This is a genomic window from Endozoicomonas sp. ALB115, assembly GCF_049310245.1.
In the GTDB taxonomy this organism is placed as follows: domain Bacteria; phylum Pseudomonadota; class Gammaproteobacteria; order Pseudomonadales; family Endozoicomonadaceae; genus Endozoicomonas.
In genome coordinates, this window is record NZ_JBLYZG010000039.1 from 33,445 (window position 1) to 49,506 (window position 16,062).

General features: G+C 46.1%; 18 protein-coding genes. 3 read left to right on the forward strand and 15 right to left on the reverse strand.

What is annotated here, in order from left to right; all coding sequences use genetic code 11:
• Positions 1-51: 51 nt before the first annotated feature.
• Positions 52-1,158, reverse strand: coding sequence for a glycosyltransferase family 9 protein (locus ACO6VE_RS16330; protein WP_422462349.1), 1,107 nt, complete (start codon positions 1,156-1,158; stop codon positions 52-54).
• Positions 1,159-1,620: 462 nt separating this feature from the next.
• On the opposite strand from ACO6VE_RS16330, the gene ACO6VE_RS16335 reads away from it, so the two are divergent.
• Positions 1,621-2,763 (forward strand): glycosyltransferase, encoded by a 1,143-nt coding sequence (locus ACO6VE_RS16335; protein ID WP_422462351.1) that lies wholly within the window; start codon positions 1,621-1,623, stop codon positions 2,761-2,763.
• Between the two features lie 56 nt (positions 2,764-2,819).
• Here ACO6VE_RS16335 and ACO6VE_RS16340 read toward each other — a convergent pair whose 3' ends face one another.
• From ACO6VE_RS16340 to rfaQ, 5 genes are all read right to left on the reverse strand, one after another.
• Positions 2,820-3,986 (reverse strand): O-antigen ligase family protein, encoded by a 1,167-nt coding sequence (locus tag ACO6VE_RS16340; protein ID WP_422462353.1) that lies wholly within the window; start codon positions 3,984-3,986, stop codon positions 2,820-2,822.
• Between the two features lie 13 nt (positions 3,987-3,999).
• Complete coding sequence (locus ACO6VE_RS16345) at positions 4,000-5,037, reverse strand: glycosyltransferase family 9 protein (protein ID WP_422462355.1); 1,038 nt, start codon at positions 5,035-5,037, stop codon at positions 4,000-4,002.
• Between the two features lie 130 nt (positions 5,038-5,167).
• Positions 5,168-5,320, reverse strand: a complete 153-nt coding sequence (locus tag ACO6VE_RS16350; protein WP_422462357.1) for a hypothetical protein — start codon at positions 5,318-5,320, stop codon at positions 5,168-5,170.
• Positions 5,321-5,361: 41 nt separating this feature from the next.
• The gene (locus tag ACO6VE_RS16355) at positions 5,362-5,940 is read right to left on the reverse strand and encodes an acyltransferase family protein (RefSeq protein ID WP_422462359.1); all 579 of its coding nucleotides are present in this window, start codon (positions 5,938-5,940) and stop codon (positions 5,362-5,364) included.
• A gap of 161 nt (positions 5,941-6,101) precedes the next feature.
• Entirely contained in the window at positions 6,102-7,205 is a 1,104-nt protein-coding gene (gene rfaQ, locus ACO6VE_RS16360; RefSeq protein ID WP_422462361.1) for a putative lipopolysaccharide heptosyltransferase III, read from the reverse strand.
• A gap of 213 nt (positions 7,206-7,418) precedes the next feature.
• Between rfaQ and ACO6VE_RS16365 the strand changes: the two genes are divergently transcribed.
• On the forward strand, positions 7,419-7,988 hold the full coding sequence (locus tag ACO6VE_RS16365) for a Uma2 family endonuclease (RefSeq protein ID WP_422462363.1): 570 nt from the start codon (positions 7,419-7,421) through the stop codon (positions 7,986-7,988).
• Here the strand turns inward: ACO6VE_RS16365 and ACO6VE_RS16370 are convergent.
• The 8 genes from ACO6VE_RS16370 to ACO6VE_RS16405 form a co-directional block, all read right to left on the reverse strand.
• Positions 7,985-8,110, reverse strand: coding sequence for a DUF2442 domain-containing protein (locus tag ACO6VE_RS16370; RefSeq protein ID WP_422450237.1), 126 nt, complete (start codon positions 8,108-8,110; stop codon positions 7,985-7,987). The genes ACO6VE_RS16365 and ACO6VE_RS16370 overlap by 4 nt on opposite strands.
• A complete protein-coding gene (locus ACO6VE_RS16375) occupies positions 8,052-8,222 on the reverse strand; it encodes a DUF2442 domain-containing protein (RefSeq protein WP_422450238.1) in 171 nt (56 codons plus the stop codon). The genes ACO6VE_RS16370 and ACO6VE_RS16375 overlap by 59 nt, the downstream gene beginning before the upstream one ends.
• A gap of 359 nt (positions 8,223-8,581) precedes the next feature.
• Positions 8,582-8,923, reverse strand: a complete 342-nt coding sequence (locus ACO6VE_RS16380) for a hypothetical protein (protein WP_422450239.1) — start codon at positions 8,921-8,923, stop codon at positions 8,582-8,584.
• Between the two features lie 221 nt (positions 8,924-9,144).
• Positions 9,145-9,636, reverse strand: a complete 492-nt coding sequence (locus ACO6VE_RS16385; RefSeq protein WP_422450240.1) for a DUF29 domain-containing protein — start codon at positions 9,634-9,636, stop codon at positions 9,145-9,147.
• Between the two features lie 63 nt (positions 9,637-9,699).
• Positions 9,700-10,539 (reverse strand): DUF1338 domain-containing protein, encoded by an 840-nt coding sequence (locus ACO6VE_RS16390; protein WP_422450241.1) that lies wholly within the window; start codon positions 10,537-10,539, stop codon positions 9,700-9,702.
• A 274-nt stretch (positions 10,540-10,813) separates the two neighbouring features.
• Positions 10,814-12,076 (reverse strand): hydrolase, encoded by a 1,263-nt coding sequence (locus ACO6VE_RS16395; RefSeq protein WP_422450242.1) that lies wholly within the window; start codon positions 12,074-12,076, stop codon positions 10,814-10,816.
• Positions 12,077-12,198: 122 nt separating this feature from the next.
• On the reverse strand, positions 12,199-13,413 hold the full coding sequence (locus ACO6VE_RS16400) for an aspartate aminotransferase family protein (protein ID WP_422450243.1): 1,215 nt from the start codon (positions 13,411-13,413) through the stop codon (positions 12,199-12,201).
• A 488-nt stretch (positions 13,414-13,901) separates the two neighbouring features.
• Positions 13,902-14,576 carry a hypothetical protein gene (locus tag ACO6VE_RS16405; protein ID WP_422450244.1) on the reverse strand — a complete coding sequence of 225 codons (675 nt, stop codon included), beginning with the start codon at positions 14,574-14,576 and terminating at the stop codon, positions 13,902-13,904.
• Positions 14,577-14,725: 149 nt separating this feature from the next.
• Here ACO6VE_RS16405 and ACO6VE_RS16410 point away from each other — a divergent pair, with 149 nt between their 5' ends.
• The gene (locus tag ACO6VE_RS16410) at positions 14,726-15,004 is read left to right on the forward strand and encodes a DUF2061 domain-containing protein (RefSeq protein WP_422462365.1); all 279 of its coding nucleotides are present in this window, start codon (positions 14,726-14,728) and stop codon (positions 15,002-15,004) included.
• On the opposite strand, the gene ACO6VE_RS16415 is transcribed toward ACO6VE_RS16410, so the two are convergent.
• Positions 14,976-15,842, reverse strand: a complete 867-nt coding sequence (locus ACO6VE_RS16415; RefSeq protein WP_422462367.1) for a 6-carboxytetrahydropterin synthase — start codon at positions 15,840-15,842, stop codon at positions 14,976-14,978. The two genes, ACO6VE_RS16410 and ACO6VE_RS16415, sit on opposite strands and share 29 nt — an antisense overlap.
• Positions 15,843-16,062 lie beyond the last annotated feature (220 nt).

Genomic DNA, 16,062 nt, shown 5'->3' on the forward strand with positions numbered 1-16,062 from the left:
AAGCACTAATTAGTATTTGAGAGCCACCTTTTTGGTGGCTCGCTTAAATCTCTATTTTTTCAGAAGCTCTTTTGATGCGCTGTAGACATTATTTACTGTCAGACTTTTTATACATTTTGGGTCTTGACACTGATGAGTATTTCGCTCACAGAAACGAACCCATGAAACCGGACGCTTGAATATAACTGGCTGATCTCTGCAAGGGATCGGGTTGCTTAAGTACCGGGCTTTATGGTTGTTAAAAAACTGACTGTTGCCCACAAGCTCCACAGGCCCTGGACCAAAGAGGCAGACAAGAGGAGTGTTGGTTAATTTTGCCAGATGACTGATGCCAGTATCAGGGCTAACCAACAAGCTGGACTGCGCTATGAGCTTTCTCATTTGCAGTAAGGTAAAGTTCCCAGGAACTAACTGTTCGAAATCGCCATTTCCCCTGAACTTTTCTAGTAAAGCTTCTTCACCGGGTCCACAGGTTACAACGATAGAAAAGCCGTTATTTTTTAACTTGTGACCAAGTTCAAGCCATGAATCTACGGGCCATAACTTCAGTACTGATGATGCACCCAAGTGGAAAACAATATATGGAGATTCGGGGCTCGTGATTACTACATCTTCAAAGATCCAGTCAGAAGTTGAAAAAGTTGTGAGATGGTCTGCTGCACATAGATCTGCCATCAGGTCTGGCATTGCTTTTGGGCTTTCTGGCATGGGAAGCAACTCATCTACGAACCAGTTCTTATAAGCGGGATAGTCTCCGGTATGGGTAATGATCCACCGAGTTCCAGCAGCATAAGCTGCCCAAGAGTAGCGGGCATCTCCAAGGACTATGCCAATGTCGTAAGACTTTTGCTGGATAAGTTTTATCAGGCTTTTAGCGTTTTTGGGTGAATAGGAAATTGGGTTAATCTGGTAAGGCTTTTGGCTATAAAGAGGTACCAAAAAATCTGGCATTGCAACATCTATAGAGGCTTTCGGGTATTTCTCTCGTAAGCTGGCGAGTAAAGCGGTAGACATAATGGCATCCCCCAGTAATAACTGGTGAATGACAAGGATGCGCCTCACTTTGGTGTCATCTGGTTTTTTTCTGAATAATTTTAATGGTAGCCGTACTGTAATTGCGGCAAGTTGAATAATTCGTGAGTAAAGTCGTGAGCTCATTGGGTGATAGCTTGTATAGGTGCCAGATTTTCAGGAAAAACAGTATAAGCTGAATTGATATAGAGGCTCAGCGATGAAGTGCAGTCGCTCGGCTTTCAGATAAACGTCAGTTGTCCAAGGGATATCCTCATGAATGAGGCCGGGAATAAAGTCAAGCTGATGCTGTAGCAGAAAATCACTTTTGACCAAGTTTAGCCAAACTCCATGATGAAAGCCATTTGATAATATAACATTGGAAACCAGTTTTGTCCTGAAACGGGCTCTGGGTGGTTCAGAATATACTAAATCACCCACTCAAAATGAGGAAGGGCCGAGAAAAAATAGGCGACAACTACCCTGACACAGTGGGTTGTGGTGGCAATGGTTATGCCAACAGAACCTGAGTCTGTTAGTTTTTATTATGGGTGTATTGGTAACTCTCGAAAGGGTATAATCGGAATTTTCCGTTAGGTTGAGGTTGTAGTGAAATATCGCATTGGTCTGCTTATAGACAGCTTGATTGGAGGTGGTGCAGAAAGGGTCACACTTAACTTTGCTGAGCAGTTTAGTAAGATGGGGCATGATGTTCATATTTTTCTGGTGAAAAATGAAGTTCAGCATGTTATAGAAAACTATGGCTATCAAGTTCACTCTATCTCTGAAAATGGAGTGCTGGCAAAGAATAAACTACTTAACAAAATAAGACTGTCAAGAAGCTTGAAAAAAAAGGTCTTGGATATAGAGAACCAAGATGGGAAACGATTTTTATTTTTCATATCCAGTGCTGAAGATATGGATAGACTTTCTAAAATGGCCAGATTGGAAAATACAATCATTCGTTATAGAAACTCTATAAAAGTATATTTGACTAGCAAGATTGGGAACAAGGTTGGTTGGAAAAAAATTGAGAGAACATTTCGCTGGAAGAATAAATTTAAATCCGTCTACTCTAATAGACATATTGTTACTGTGTCTAAGGCTCTAATAGGTGAGTTTGAAGAGCTGGGTATAAAGTCAAAGTCAATCAAAAATATATATAATCCATTTGATTTTAGTTGTATAAGAAATCGAGCTGAAGAGGATGCTGGATATCCTGAAGAGCCTTATATTATCTATGTAGCTAAGTTAGAAAATAGGAAAAGACAGGATGTTCTGATAAGAGCTTATGCTGAGTCAGGAATAGATCAAAAGTTAGTACTTCTTGGAGGGACGTACACTGATTCAGATATTCAATGGGAATTATCCATGAGAAAGTTAGTGGAAGATCTAGGAATTAAAGAACGAGTATTATTTGCTGGATTTCATAGTAATCCTTACCCATGGATAAAAAATGCCGATTTATTCGTAATGTCATCTGATAGTGAAGGGTTGCCAACTGTATTGATTGAGTCATTGATCGTTGGTACAAAGGTTATCAGTACGGACTGCCCAACCGGGCCAAGAGAAATATTGACAGGAGAGCTTGCGGATTTCTTGTCCGAGGTTGGGGACTATAAGGGGCTTGCTAAAAATATTGCTAGAGCTTTGGATTCCTATCCAGAATTAAGTGAGGAGCTGATTGGTAAGTATCATTCCGAAGCAATTGCAGAAAAGTATATAGAGCATGCAAAAAAAATCTTCGGCTGATCAAGAAGTTTTGGAACTGGGAATACTTAATATGCACTATTCCCAGTTGCTGGGTATCATTTTCTTTTACGACCTAAGATAAAGCCTGTTATAAGCCATAAAAGCAATAAGTTATTTCGGATGAAGAAGTCATCAGTCATACTTTTTGAGAAAAATCCCACAAAGATGAGAAGTAAGAGAAGTTTTAGGTATTTCTCTCTCTCTGTAAACTCTCCTTCAAGAACTTTATGCAGAGCTGTGGCGTAAATGGCTAAAAATAATATAAGGCCAATAAGGCCCATTTGTAGCCATTTGTTCAGAAAAACATTATGTGCATGATCTTTTGTAAGGATGTTAAAGGTTTCGGGAAAGTCATCAGAAAATGAGTCTCTTAAAGTATGGTAGCCTGACCCATATCCTGCTATTGGTTTTTCCATCCCCTTATCAAAATAAAAATCCCACATTGAGAGTCTTACGTCTTGCTTGACCGTGGATACAGCATTTGCAATGTAGTCAGACTCAGTGGTTGATTTAAGAGAAAGTGAAAAAGTGACAATGGCAAGAACTATTGCTAAAAGAGCAAACAGCCCAAGAGTCTTGACCTGTGTGGATAAGCCTTTAGATGTGTATAAAAAACATGCCGCAATGACTGAGGCAAAAGACACAAAGCACATTCTGTTTTCATAGAAAATGGCAAGTGCAAGGCTGGTAAGAACGATGAACATAGCTATGATTGCTGAATAACTTTTTTTGGAGAAAAATAAAGCCATTGCAAAGCTGAAAAAGAAAACCAAGCTTGTAGAGCCATCCCCAACCGATGGGTAATATTTCTCCACGAAGCTGAGCCAGCTAACTCCTCCTCTGGCCAAAGTCGCCAAGGATAGCAGCGTTAACGATACAAGCACTGCGCACAGAGCTGTATTAACCTTTTTAAGGTGCAGTGCAGCAGTAAAACCTACCATCAAACAGATGACACTGTATAAGACCTCTTTTCGGAGCCCGCTATAAGTATACTCAGGAAACAGGTTCCAGAGTGACGATAACAGATACCATATTGCGAACAGACCCCAAGCGCCCAAAATATAGCGTATTGAATAAAGGTTTCGATAATCAGGAATCAAGGCAAGCAGGGATAGAGCCATAGAAACGTTGACAACACCATCAATGTCATGGAGGGGCAGTAGTATGAGAAGTACAAAGAAAATAAATATCTGTGTGCTTCTAAAATAGTCAGTAAAAGTCATGGCACTATCAGACTCAATATCCGGTTAATAGCTTTGAAAATCCATTTAAAGCCTCATCTACAGTTATGTCAGAGACTTGTCGGCTTTCTTTTTGTATAAGTTCATAGCGCGTCCCCCAAGGGTGCCAGCGTGTGGCATCGCTATCGCCAAAAAAGCATAGAATAGGGCGTCCCAATGCTGCAGCAATATGCATTGCCCCTCCATCGCTGCAGATAAATTCACGGCATAGAGAAACACCGGTAATCAGTTGTTCTAATGACTGGGTTGGGAAAGGCACAAGTTCTACATTATGGCAACTCTCTTTGATGCGATCAGCCAGTTCATCGTCTCCAGGATGGAGAGGGTTGTTTTGACTACCGGGAGACCAGAATAGAACAATTGGTTGTTGATATTGTCTCCACAGTTTTTGGATAAGTTCAATATAGCTATCCTCTGTCCAACGATTACTGGGTTTTCTTGCACTGATATGAAGCCCTATAGGGCTCATGTATGGGGTTATGTTTCTGGCTTGAAGGTATTTTTCTGCCTCTTTGAGATAGGCGTCATCTGGTATTAATGTACACTGTGGCGGTTGCCCTGTGATGCCAAGTGATTTAGCCAGAAGATTTGTCAATTCAACTTCGTGAAGACCTTTGGTCTGTTTCGCTTGCAAAGGTGTTGTGATTCCCTTAAATGTATGTACCGATGAGCTGGTATACCCAATAATCTCTTTTGCACCCACAATTTTGGCAACCTTAAGAGATCGCTTGTTATCTTCCCCTCCTGCAAGGATAGCAATGTCAATACCCTTCAATCGAAGCTGCAAGTAAGTGCTTAATCGTTCCAGATAGACTCTTAACTTACTTTCTCCCTTCCCGGTATGCTTGGCTTTTTTGTAAATATAGATATTGTCTATCTCTTTGTTTCCCCTGACCACTGGTGCATTGTAACTATTAACCAGTACATCAATGCAGGCGTCTGGAAATGCTCCGCGGAGGCTACTGATAAGTGGGGTGGTACATATCAAGTCACCTATATTATCCCTTCTTATCACCAGAATATTTTTGCTCATCACATATAAATCCCATAGAAAGCGGCCACAACGTGGATGCTTTCTAAAACTTGCTTTTCGACATGGGGCGAAAACTCTAACGAATTTACGCTATTGTTTCATCTCTTTCATATAGTAAAAGTTGATCTGTTCACTCTGGTATATCGTGCTTAAACGGATTGCCATACTTTTCTAAGTTCCATTTTGCGAATATCTCCGCTGTATAGTCATAAATATGGTGAGAGTCTTCATATAGTGGAATGTTGTTGTCTTGAGTCAGACAGGCTTCTGTAGAACATTGCACCTCTTGTGGGTTTATAAAGCAAACTTCAGGGTGCTCCTTCCTTATCTCACGTAGTATACGGACTCTGCCTCATAGTCAGTTATAAAAACAGAGTACCCAAGGGTCAGAACCAGAAAACAGGCAATCACTTTTTGAGGAGACTTTGAGAACCTGGCCAGTGTCAGGAATACAATTGGAAAGATAAAATAAAACTGCCACTCAATGGCCAGAGACCAGGTGTGCAGTAGAGGGCTTGCTTCAGCTTCGGTGGAAAAGTAGTTGCCAACCTCTTTGGCAAAGTAGTTGTTTGCGTTGAATAGCAATACTTCTCTTACACTTCGCATGAAGCTTATGTATTCATTGGGGAGCAGTAAAAAGCTATATACAACTACAGTGACGGCAACTACGAGCAGCGTTGCAGGTATAAGCCTCTTAATTCGACGATTATAGAAATTCAGATAAGAAAAGTTGTTGTTCTTAATATCATGCAGGATCAGTGAGCTTATCAGGTACCCGGAGAGAACAAAAAAAATGTCAACACCAATGTATCCGCCAGTGAAAGAAGGTACATTGAAATGCAGCAGCATTACAGCTAAAACTGCAAGACCTCTGAGCCCCTCAAGGTCAGTACGAAATTGCATCTTTCTCTGGGGTTGGTTATCAGTGTGATTCATGAATATATAAAAGTTTATGCTCAATTTAGAGGGCTTAGGTTGTCGGGTAATTCAACAACAGGCTTTTTCTCATACTGTTTTCTCATACTGTTGAAAGAAATTCGATCGTGGTTAGAGAGCCTGCAAATTTATATCAGTTCTGTGAGACCTTGATCCTCAGTGGCTCTGGACATTGAAATATCCAGCTGTGAAATGACAGTGTCTACTTTGATGGCCATCATACCTCTGGATAGTTTACGATCTCCATCATAATAAATTTCCATATTATTATTGGAGATCACTGTATGCAGGCCGTTATGCTGAATACCTGTTATTTCCTGATAATTACTGCCCTCGCTGTTATCCCAAGGACCCCATAGGTCTGGAGTGCTGCCACCAAAAAGTGCAACAACGGGAGTATCTGTGGAAGCGGCAATATGCATAGGCGCAGAGTCTATCCCAAAAAACAGGCAGGCTTTAGAAACCAGGCAGGCATAGGCTTGCAGGTCGATTTGTTTCGGCAGCAGTAAAGGCTTGCTCTTGCAAAATGCCAAAATCTCTTGAGCCATACTGACTTCTTTCGGGTCTGCCGAGGTCGTGAGCAGTATTGGCTTTTGCCATTTTTGCTGCAAGTGATCGATACATTGGGCCACCTTGGAAGCGTCCCAGCACTTGTACATCCAGCGGGAGACAGGGTGAACGACAATAAACTCTTTTTCCAGACCCAGTTCCCGAAGAAGGGTCTCTACTTCATTTTTGTGTTCGCTTTTATAGCCAAGTGTCACTTTGCGATCAACCTTGCTGGAGTCGATAGCCTCTATAAATTGGAGGTCTTTTTGAACGGTATGGATTCTTTCCCTGCTGTCAAAGCTGGTATCAAAACGTGCCAGCTTATTAATCAGTGTTGGCTTATTGACATAGCCCAGTCGACGGGATGCACCAGACAGTGCGCTGATAATACAACCCCTGTCTCCCTCAGTAAGATTGATAACCAGATCGTACTGTCCAATGAACTGACGGTAGAATTTAAATTCATTACCTATGCGTCCCAAGAGTCCCTGTTTCTTATTCTTACTTCTCTGGTAAGGGATAACCCTGTCAACATTAGGGTTGTCTTCAACGATTTGCACACAAAAATCGTTGACAGAAACGTGGACCTCTGATTCTGGATAGATAGCTTTCAGGCTGGCAAATACCGGAGTTGATAACAGCACGTCACCAAGATTACGAAATTTGGTTACCAGAATTTTCATAGAGTGAAACCTGTCTCTCATCCAGGTCCGGCTGAAAACGTTAATTAATAGCCAGTGTGAAACCTTTGCAATAAGTGGGGGAGTCTAACAGTTTATTGATTTAATTTCAGTAAGAATTGATCCTGACTCATCTGGAGACTTGCCACAGGGCATAGCCCAACTATTCTGAACGCCACACAATAAACACACCATCAGGTACACCTGCAATCACTTATGAAAACCTACCCAATCACCGCCGCTGAGTACCTTGAAACTGAGGAAATAGCTGAGGTTAAACGCGACTTTGTGAATGGCTATGTTTATGCCATGGTCGATGCCAGTCGGCGGCATAATCTTTTGACCGTGTTTTTGGCGACGTTATTGAATACTCATCTGCAAGGCACAGCCTGCCAGGTCTTTGCCTCCGATATGAAAGTCCGCGCTGGTGGTAAGAATAACGCCATGTTCTTTTACCCGGATGTGATGGTTGCTTGCAGTCACACCTCTGATGAAACTCCAAAAGACCCCTATGTAGAAGAAACCCCGAAGCTGATTGTTGAGGTGTTGTCGCCCAATACCGAGCAGCATGATCGTTTGGGCAAGCTGGCTGCCTATACGCAAATTGCCAGTCTGGAAGAGTACCTGCTGGTGGATCAGCAGGATATGCTGGTGGATCTTTACCGTCGCTCCGGCGAGCAGTGGCAATTAACCCAGATGAAAAAGGGTGATCAACTGGTATTGAGCTCGGTTGGGCTTGAACTGCCTGTTGCAGATATTTACCGGGATGTTATTGGGGTGGTTTAGTGGGTACCTTTAACAAGCCCCTCAACACTTAGATCTTCATCCAACTCCGGCCAGTATATGCCATCACCTTCTCCCAGTACCTCCCAGTACCTCCCCGTTGGCCCGTTGTTTTTCGGTTGCATCGGCCAGAGTGGGGAACCAGGGGATGGGTATATGGATGACCCTGCCATCCAGTAAGGTGACAATCAGTTCAGAGTCCGTAAACTGAATGTTTTGGGCTAAGTAGTTAACCAAATGAAATCATATATTTCTGGCTAAGTTGTCAGTCACTCCCGGCAACTGCTCCTGCGTTGCTCTAGCTCCTGCATCCATGCAGTCGTGCGGCGTTGCAACTCCGGTCACATAGCTACGGCTATGCTCTCTACGTTGCGCCTTGCATAGCAACTGCCCACTTAGCCAGAAATATACGATTCCATTTGGCCAACTACTTAACGGGCGTGAATCAATATTTGAAGAATTCATGCCATGCCTCCAGTAATTGCTCATGGTGTTCGTTTACGCGCTTTTTCAGCTCGCGGATTTCACGTTCTGAGAATCTTGAGGAGCTTGTGTCAGGTTTACAGGTTTCAGCCAGAATTTAGCCAGAGCCTTGTTCAATGAAAATAGTAATTCATGGCAAACAGCACACACGCCGTCAGCATCATGCCGAGAAAGGTGATGATGAACTGGCGGTTGCTGTTGGCGTACAGTTCGGTGGATTTGGCCTGTTGCTCCACCATGGCTTTGCGCCATTCCACGTCCACTTTTTTCAGGGCTTGCTCCAGCCGGATGATGTCCTTTTTGGCAGACAGGCGTGAGTCGAGAATCAGTTTTTCCAGCCGCAATACGTCTTGTTGGGTGGCAATATGGTCAGGACTGAGGGAGGCGGCGACGGCATGGGCGGTTTCTTTGCTGATGCCGATTTCTATGAGGTCGCTAAACAGTTTGTCGTCCATTGGTTTGTTCTCAGTCTGTCTGACAAAAAATTATAGCAGGTGATCCGTGAAAATAAGCATTGGTACACAAGGCTTCCGGGGCGAGTTGCCCGGCGTGGACCTGAACTGCCGGAGAATAACGCCACTGTGGCCCGAAATTGCCGGTTGTTGACCGGGGCCATTATGCCCTTGCGTGCGCCGTTGGATTACGGTGTGGTGCAAAAGAGTGGCACACAGACGGCTCAGGGTAGCCAGTCCTCATCCAGCAGTTGTTCCCATGGCCAGGGACAGGCTTCAGGAAAACTGGTGTCGGTGAGCCATTGTTCATGGGGCAGGTATTGATTCATTTGTTTAATGGCACGTTTTTTGGCGTAAGGGTAGCTGGTTACCACCGCTTCATCCTGGTGGCTTTTCAGATACGGATGTTTATTGAGCAGCCGGCTAATCTCACCACGGGCAGAATCAATATTGTCAAACCAACTGCGAAATTCCTGCGGCTCATCCCGGCGTGGGTTGATGACTTGGGTCTGGTAATGATGTTTCAGCAAATGAAGTAACAAATTGACCAGGTGCGATTCCAGTTCATCAACGAAATCCCCCATGCGGTACTCCATGGTATGCAGAAGGTTATCAATATCCAGCTCATCGAAACGGCGTTCGGCCAAAAGTGTTCGCTGAAGGGCAAGCCATTTGGGGTAGTCGCTGTGGTAAAGCGGATGTTTGCTGCTTTCCATTCTTTGAATCCTTTTACTCACTATCCACCAATTTAGGAGAGTCATGCCCAAAGTCTGAAAAATTCACACCCTGTCTTCATTCCCTTGCGGAACATCTTGTGGAACCACATCCGTACTCTCAAATATCTTATCCGCAGACGCCGCCACAAACCCCTGGTAAAGTTGACCGTTGGCCATTGGGTAGCGCCGGGCGAACTCGTAATAGCAGCCAGGGACTTTCATGGTGGTGTCATCAAAGGTCACGTCCACCGCTTTGGCCAGGGTTGAGGATTGTTCCAGCAAGACGTCCGGGGAGCCTTTGATCAGGCCGCCACTGGTATTCATGTCATACCCTTTATCCAGCAGCAGTTGATTGACGCTTTGAATATCCGGGTGTGAACTCAAATGGTTGATGGATACCGTAAAGTGATTGGGGCGAAAGCCATGGGCAGCCACCCAGGAGGCGTATTCGCTCTCTACTGCCAGGGTTTCGTATTGGTCAGAGGTCAGGCTCCAGGGGCGACCAGAGTAGCAGAAATTCTGATGGGCGACAGTGGCTTCCGGTACCTGCGTTACCAGGTCATAAATTATTTCCTGACAGTTGTCTGGCAACTCTTCTACTTTCAGCTCACTGATAAAGACTTTGGGCAGGGTTTTATCCGGGTGTTGAAAATATCGGGCATAAAGTTTCTTGGTGGGAAACTGATAGTCGTCAACGGGTTGATAGCCTGTTTCAACAAAAGGAAGAGCGAGGTTATTCAGTGCCACTTTTTCAAGATTATAGGTGCGCAGGGCGATATGGTCGTTGATTACCTGACCGTGATTCAGATCGGCAAAGAGCTGGTGAATCGGTTTAGCATCGGGGGTCAGGGCAAGGTAGTCCTGCCACATGGCGTCCAATAGTTGCTGGATAGTGAGTTGCATGTTGATGCTCCCGTGTTGAATCAGTCATTTTTACCCGGAATTTTGCCATGACTACCAGGAGGCTGTCCGAGAATAGACTGCCCTACTGCGGTTGCGATAAATTGGTCTAAAAATTCCTGCTTCTTCGTCAAATAGCCCCGCTATTCTCCTCAGAAGCAGAAATTTTTATCCTCAATTTCTCGCAATCCTCGCTACGGGCGCTATTCTCGGACAGCCTCCTAGGTCGTCTTCAGAAATGACCGGCTTTTCAGGTTATCCATAACAGAATGAGTCATTAATCGCTCTTTAACCAGTTCATATTTTCTCCCGAGGCGCTGGCATGGGCCAGACTCAATAATAATGCCGCACTGAGCCTGGCTCTTGGCACAAGGCTTTTGACGTTTAAATATTCCTGATCACTGTGGATCGCTCCTCCCTGAACCCCAAGCGTATCGATATTGGGAATCCCGGCTGAGGCAAGGTTGTTACCATCGCAACAACCGCCCGTCGGTTTAATGTCCAGGGGAATACCCAACTCATGCCCGATGTTTTTTGCCAGTGTCAGCAGTTGTTTATTGGCAGGACTGAGTACTTTGGGCTTGCGCGTAAATCCGCCATGCAGTTCCAGTTGAATGCCATCGCGCTGATTGATGCTTTCGATGATCTCGCTCAGCTTTTCCAGGCACCACTGTTCATCATCCGGCTGTTCCAGGCGGATGTTAAACTTGTGAATACAGCGATCAGGCACGATGTTGGTCGGGCCACCACCATGAATGTAGCCGGGGTTAAAGGTGATCCCGGGTTGTTGACCATTCAGGTCGTCCATGGCGGCAACAAAATCACAGAGGGCACGAATGGCATTGCGCCCCAGGTGATGTTCACGGCCTGCATGAGCCGCTTTGCCATGGCTGACCACGGTAAAATTTCCACTGCCTTTGCGTTGCCCGGCCAGGTTGCCATCGGGAAAGCAGGGCTCGAAGATCATGCCCAGATGGACGTGTTGTGCAGCCTCTTGAATCAGGGGGGCTGAGCCGGGAGAGCCAATCTCTTCATCCGGGTTAAACAGTATTTCCCAGCCGATCTGTTCAGCCCATGGGCTTTGCTCAAGCACTTCCAGCGCCTTGAGCATTACCAGAATACCGCCTTTTAAATCAGTAACCCCGGGGCCATTGATGGTGTCATCATCCAGCCAGCGGACCTTTTGAAAAGGGCTGTCTTCTGGAAAAACCGTATCCATGTGACCGCACAGAAAGACCTGAAGAGGTGCTTCAGGGCGTTTGCGAATTCTTAATGCATCACCTAGTGGGTGCTGAATGATTTCTCCGCTGTCGTTTACCACCTTCCATGGGTTTACAGGTATGCGTTCATGGTCTTTTGATAAGTCAGAGGTCAGGGTCAGGAGCTGTTCCAGCACCTGGTTGACACCGTCACGGTTAAGGCTGCCAGAATTTATTTCTGCCAGTTCAATGGTTCTGGCCAACATTTCATCATGCTGATTATTGAGTAAATCCAGCCAGGGGAGAATTTCAGGGGGAAGGGTTTTTGCTGGCTTAACCATACGACATTCTCATTCTGTTTTTACTTCGGGTATGGAGTGTCAGATCAGGCAGGGTATGCATTCCCACGCGCAGCGCGGGAACGAGAAGTACCTCTGCCGACATGGCGAGGCGTTCAGGGCTCTCAGGCAGAAACCACGGTAGCAACCGCTCGTTCCAGCCGTGCCATACCCTCGTCAATGTCTTCATCAGGAATAATAAGTGATGGTGCAAAGCGCAGGACATTCGGCCCGGCAACCAGCAGCATCAGCCCTTCGTCTGCTGCAGCGGCAAGAATGTCTTTACCCTTTCCGTGATACTTCTCAACCAGTTCAGCGCCAATCAGCAGGCCTTTACCCCGCACGTCAGCAAAGATGCCATATTTGCTGTTAATCGATTCCAGGTGCTTACGGAAGCGGTCATGCTTGTTACTGACGTTAGCCAGCAGTTGTGGGTCATTAATGGTTTTGATCACTTCCAGGGCTACGGCACAGGCCAGTGGGTTACCGCCGTAGGTGCTGCCGTGGGTACCAAAACCAAAACTTTCCGCTACTTTGTTGGTGGTGAGCATGGCACCGATCGGGAAGCCTCCACCAAGGGATTTGGCGCTGGTCAGAATGTCCGGTGTGACACCAAGGCCCATATAGGCAAAGAGTTGGCCGGTTCTGCCCATACCGGACTGGACTTCATCTAAAACCAGCAGGGCATTATGCTGGTCACAGAGCTCTCTGACCCCTTTGATAAATTCAGGGTCAGCAGGAATAACCCCACCTTCACCTTGGATAGGCTCAGCGACAACAGCGCAGGTACGGTCAGACATCAGGGCTTTGAGTGCCTCAAGGTCGTTGTAGGTGGTGTGCAGAACACCGCCGGGAACTGGCTCAAAGCCCTCACAGTATTTCTTTTGTCCACCGACGGTCACAGTAAAGAGTGTTCTGCCATGGAACGATTGGTAGAATGAGACGATCTCATGCTTATCCGGGCCAAAGTTATCGTACGCGTACTTTCTGGCCAGCTTAAACGCGGCCTCATTGGCTTCTGCACCGGAATTACAGAAGAAGATTTTGTCCGCAAAGGTGTTGTTGATTAACTGTTGAGCCAATTCGAGAGCCGGTTCATTGGTATAAACATTACTCAGATGCCACAGTTCTTCACCTTGCTTTTTCAGGGCATCAATCAGGGCCGGGTGGCAATGTCCCAAAGCATTGACGGCGATGCCGCCGGCAAAGTCCAGATACTCTTTTCCTTCCTGATCCCAGATTCGTGACCCTTTCCCACGCACAGGCACCATGGCTTGGGGCGCATAATTGGGAACCATAACCTGATTAAAGGTTGAACGATCGACGGCGTGCTCTAACATGCTATTACCTCCTGGTTATAGTGGGCCCGGGAAATTCCACCGCTTCGGTGATTCTCTGAAGTTCGAACGGCTCATTCCTGTTCGAATAGCTGCTCAAATGGCTAAAGCCCGCTTTTATCATTTATACGAGTAATTCTACACAAGCCTCAAGAGTTTGTACGGGTATATTTTCGTTCTTATAGGTTTCTCCCCTGCATTTTTCTAAACAGGTAATAAAGTACTGGTACTACCGCTAGAGTCAGCAGTGTGGATACCCGCAGGCCGCCAATAATTGTCCAGCCTGTGGGTGACCACACCACCGAGTCGGACAGTGTCAAGGGCCGCAGAGCTGGCAAACGGTTACACCAGCCGCAGGATGACCGGATCTCTGGTTTTGTTGACTTGTTATCGATGCATACATTTCCCGGAAGAACTTCATTCACGAGGGGGTTATGGCATTGAGAGGAAAGGCGTTGGAACCACTCTCAGCAGAGAGTGGCTTTACAGGCTCAGCGAAAGCGCTTGCTGGCAATCTCTGCCTGCTTTAATTCATGCTGAATAGCACCGTAGATCTGCTGAAACTCACTGTCATAGCGAACCAGGCTTTGGCTGAACTCGGGCATTAACTGAGCCATTGACTCGCCGGTATTCTCCGGGAGTGTCTCCGGGATCAGTTTGATCGCTTGAGTTAAATGGTATTCCGTTTGACGGACAAAGGTCATCAGGCGCTCGTACTCTGTGCCCATGTTTTGCAGGTCCGGTTTTCCCCCTGAACGGGAAAGAGCCATTGCATCAAATACCTGCTGAAGTCGCACATCGTACTCTGCCAGAGCGGCATTCACTTGCTTCAGCTGGCTAACCTGGCCTGCATCCACCGCAGCGCCAACCGGAGCGACAGGGGCTTCCTGAACACTATTACTGGCATCGATAACTGCCACTTCGGGCTGTTTGCCAAGCGCCATATCCGGGCGAAACGGATTGGCAGCCGACAGGTTGGCCAGCAGGTTTTCTACTTTATCGAAATCCATCTCCAGCATTTTGGGGAGCTCCGTCAGCTGATTGGTATAGCTGGTTTCAACTTTATCCTCGGCAGCCGCCTGGACTGAAGGGCCTATCTGCGGGTCTCTAACAGGGTCGGGTTGGAATGGGCGGTTATTGATCTGATCCGTCAGTGACGACGACATAGCACGTTCTCCTTTTTGGCCATTACCTAAAGATTAGTTGATAGTTTTTTTCTATCAGTTTGCTTGTGTTGTTTTATTTTTATAATTGATAATCATTCTCATAGAATAAAGCCAATAACGACGAAAAATTATCAAGACCGGAGAACACCATGGCTAAAACAGTTTCTTTTGCAGCAGTCCACTTTTGTGTTGCGTTTTCAGTAGGCTACCTGATGACCGGTGATGTTATGATCGGTGGTGCCCTGGCGATGGTTGAGCCTGCTGTGAATACAGTGGCTTATTATTTTCACGAAAAGGTCTGGAATCGATCTGAAAAGGCCAGCCCAAAGACTGCCGACACAGCTTTCAACCCGCTGAAGGCTCTTAATCAGCTGAAGGCTCTTAATCAGCTGAGGGCTCTCAACCCACTGAAGGCTCTGAATGCATAGCAATAGCTCCCTTATTCAGACCTTCAAAAGCGACGACCCGGATGGTTTTACCTGGCTTTCGCTCCGCCAGAGAGCGGGCAATATGGCTGGCAAGCAGTTCAACCGTGGAATCGGTATCGATGATATAACAGTGAGCACTTGGCAGGCTGAGTTCGAAGTAACCTTGTTTGGCCGTGTAGCTGAATCGGTAATGATCCAGGTTGTTGTCCGTGAAGGAGTCCTTTAGATCCTCTTTTGTGGCTACATAGATGTCACGCCACTTTGCTGCCCACCATGCCTCCAGCGCTTGATCCCGCTGTTCATCGACAAAAACCTGAATCTGTGAGCGATGGCCATGGGCAATCCGCTGGCAATCCCCATCGTGTTTCTTCAACCCATGGCTGTAGTGATAGTAAGCCCCGCCAATCTCCTCAGGGTATAGCCTGAGTTCAACCCTGGTAACATTGTCTGGCAGCTCCTGTTGTACGGCATCCTCCAGAAAGGGGGTGAGTAACTCCGGAGTGATCGTTTCGGCATCCACCAGCAACACAGCCTGTGCCGGTGCTGAACAGGTAATCTCCCCACGACGTGATTTGAAGCTGACAACTAACTGATCTTTGTTATGGGTAATGGAAGTTGCTTCTGCCTTCAGGGGAACCAGAAGGCGGTGATCCGACAGGCTGTCCAGTAAGGCTTTAACCTGTTTCTTTACATGGCCAAAATCAAACACCATGCCCTGATGATCAAGCTCACCACCCAGCACCACATCCACAAGCCAGGTTTCACCCACCAGTCCTCGCGTTGGACAGAGGTAACTGAAGTCCAGGGTAGTCAGCTGGTTTACGAACAGAGCCTGCATATTACTTCCACAATCAATAATGGTGAATGGATTTGAAAATCATCTGATTTTGGAACGAACTATTCAAATTATCCACAGGGGCAGAGTAGGCCAGGATCCCGAAAACAGCCATAAGCGAACTCATGCCCATATAAGTAGTTAACCAAATGAAATCATATATTTCTGACTAAGTTGTCAGTCACTCCCGGCAACTGCTCCTGCGTTGCTCTAGCTCCTGCAT